At 41.7% G+C, this 2,910-nt stretch carries 3 protein-coding genes; 1 reads left to right on the forward strand and 2 read right to left on the reverse strand.

Translation table 11 applies throughout. The annotated features are described in order from the left end of the window. Positions 1-9: 9 nt before the first annotated feature. Positions 10-300 (reverse strand): P-II family nitrogen regulator, encoded by a 291-nt coding sequence (locus tag OSCI_RS02430; protein ID WP_007353263.1) that lies wholly within the window; start codon positions 298-300, stop codon positions 10-12. A gap of 5 nt (positions 301-305) precedes the next feature. After that, positions 306-1,292 carry a sodium-dependent bicarbonate transport family permease gene (locus OSCI_RS02435; protein ID WP_007353264.1) on the reverse strand — a complete coding sequence of 329 codons (987 nt, stop codon included), beginning with the start codon at positions 1,290-1,292 and terminating at the stop codon, positions 306-308. Positions 1,293-1,541: 249 nt separating this feature from the next. Here OSCI_RS02435 and OSCI_RS02440 point away from each other — a divergent pair, with 249 nt between their 5' ends. Then, the gene (locus OSCI_RS02440; protein ID WP_007353265.1) at positions 1,542-2,903 is read left to right on the forward strand and encodes an S-layer homology domain-containing protein; all 1,362 of its coding nucleotides are present in this window, start codon (positions 1,542-1,544) and stop codon (positions 2,901-2,903) included. Positions 2,904-2,910: the final 7 nt, after the last annotated feature.

Raw genomic sequence — 2,910 nt, forward strand, 5'->3', positions numbered from 1 at the left:
ATTTTCTTCTTAACACCGATAGCACACCGCATCTGATACCAAAAATACACCACCAAACTTTTGTAGGATCGACTGCAATTCTAAAAACACCGCATCTTCCTGTCCAGCTAAACAAGTTGTTAAGATATACACGCTACTTAATTGAGCATCAAGATCGTCGCTGGATTCCCCAAACTCCCCCCTACCTATCACTTGGCGAATGATATTATACTTAATAATCCCAAGTTTTTCGAGCCGTTTCACCACAGGTTTGAGTTCGATTGCGGGAACAATTATTTCGATGCGCTTAATCGTATCCATTAAATTCAATTCCAAAATCGGTTAATAATCTGTAAATACACCGGAATACCAATGATAATGTTAAATGGAAATGTCAATGCTAGTGCCATTGATATATATAAACTGGGATTTGCTTCAGGCACGCTCATCCGCATTGCAGCAGGAACCGCTATATAGGATGCACTTGCACATAATACCGCAAAAAGTAGAGCGTTGCCTACAGACAGACCTAAAAGCTTTGCTATTCCGATCCCAATCAGAGCATTTAACAAAGGCATTACCACAGAAAAGCCAATTACAAACGATCCAGCTTGCTTTAAGTCATTAATCCGGCGGGCTGCAATCAATCCCATATCTAAAAGGAAAAAACACAATATCCCGTAAAACAAGTCGTCAGCAAAAAGCTTAATTTTTAGCCAACCACTGTCGCCAGTCAGCAATCCGATAATTAGACTACTTACTAACAAAAATACCGAGCCATTCAGACAGGCTTCTCGCAATACCTCAATCCAAGATATTTGCTCAACGTTTTCAGCTTCGCTCTCTTGCTTATCGATAAACAAACGCACTAAAAAGATGCCGATGACAATAGCTGGAGATTCCATCAGAGCAAGAGCTGCAACCATGTGCCCGCCAAAACTCAGATTTAATTTGGTTAGTAATGCGCTGGCAGTAATAAAAGTGACAGCACTGATAGAGCCGTAGGTGGCAGCAATCGCTGCTGCATTATAAACATCTAGCTTGATTCTTAAGATAAAAAATGAGTAAATTGGTACTATGCAAGCCATTAACATTGCGGCTAAAAGAGTAAATCCAATTTCCACACTTACGCCACTCTCAATAATTTCGTGACCACCTTTGAAGCCAATTGCAAACAGGAGATAGAGAGAAAATAGTTTTGGCAATGGCTGGGGAATTTCTAAATCTGACTTGAGCCAAACTGCTGCCAATCCGACAAAAAAGAACAACACTGGAGGGTTGAGAATATTGGAAAGAATCAGGCTAAATTCCATAGATGCCTTATTAAAAAATTAAATCCGATGGTTCTGACAATCTTTTCCAGAGATTTAAGCACCTCCATGAAGTGTGGCTGATTTTAGCACGTTCTGTACCTAGTTGTGAATTTTTTCATAAAACTCAACAAATAAAAATGAATCGCAAGCGAGATCGACCATAGGGGGACAGACCTCGAAATCTGGCGATCGCATCCAGGGTGAATATTTACGCTAGCCTTAAAGAGATAGGTAATGAGGAGACTTATTGTGGATACTATATTTACTCGATGGCTTAGATCCTCGAAATATTTGGTCAGGATTCAAAGTCACGCTGCCAATGCCAGCTTAACCATATTTTTGCTAGCCTCGTTGACGGCTTGTGCCAATAGTCCTAATAGTAAAGCACTTGAGGAGTCTTTGGCCGCCGATCCCCGACTTCAGGAAAGTCCCGCTAGCTTGAGAGTACCCACGCCGCCACCTCTTGCTACTAACCAATCTAATACCTCAACTGCTAAGTTGCCCCCTGATTTTCCCAATGAAATTCCACTTTATACTAATGCTGAGTTGCTCGAAGTTACTAAGCTAAATAATCCCACTGAAGACAAGGTACAACTTCGTTGGAAAAGCACCGATCCCAGCAACTACATTCAGAATTATTATCAGACAGAATTTCAACGTCAAAAATGGGAAATTAAATTACCACCTACGGAAGATGAACAAGGAACATTGACGGCAACTAAGAATAATTTGCGTGTCGCTGTATCGTTTGTACCTAATCAGAAATCGGGTGCGGCTACAGAATTTACGATTGAGTACGGCAAAGATTCTCAGGAAATTGCTGCTACACCAGAACCGAGTAATTCTCCCGCCATTACCAATTCTTCGCCTTCGCCAAGTGCCTCTGCTTCTCCTAATTTAGACAATAAAGTTATATCAACACCAAAGGCACAGGAGCAAAGCGAAGTACCTCAAGAATTGCGTCAGTATGTAGCTGAGGTAGTCGAGTTAGGCGTGTTGAAATTGCGATCGCAAAATCAGAGTTCAGATATTACTAATACCTTACCGGAACCTAACAAAACTATTACTCGCCGCGAGTATGCACGCTGGCTGGTAGCGGCTAATAATAAGATTTATGCTAATCGTCCAGCGAAACAAATTCGGTTAGCGATAACATCAACTACGGCGGCTTTTACTGATGTCCCAAAAACCGATCCTGATTTTCCAGCAATTCAAGGTTTAGCAGAAGCAGGTTTAATTCCTAGTTCCCTTTCTGGGGATACTAAAAATGTCAAGTTTCGACCAAACGAGCCTTTAACTCGTGCAGCGATGATGCTCTGGAAAGTGCCTCTGGATACTCGTCAAGCTTTGCCTTCAGCTAATATTGATGCGGTGAAAGAAAGGTGGGGTTTTCAAGATACCTCGAAGATTGATTCGGGTGCTGCACGAGCAGTTTTAGCTGATTTCAATAATGGAGATTTAGCTAATATTCGCCGAGTTTTTGGTTTTACAACCCTGTTTCAGCCTAATAAATCTGTTAGCCGTGCAGAGGCGGCGGCAAGTCTTTGGTATTTTGGAGTTGAGGGGGATGGAGTATCAGCGAAGGATGCGCTACAAGAGAAGTCTAATTAGTAGTTTT

It is taken from the genome of Kamptonema sp. PCC 6506, assembly GCF_000180455.1.
GTDB lineage: Bacteria > Cyanobacteriota > Cyanobacteriia > Cyanobacteriales > Microcoleaceae > Kamptonema > Kamptonema formosum.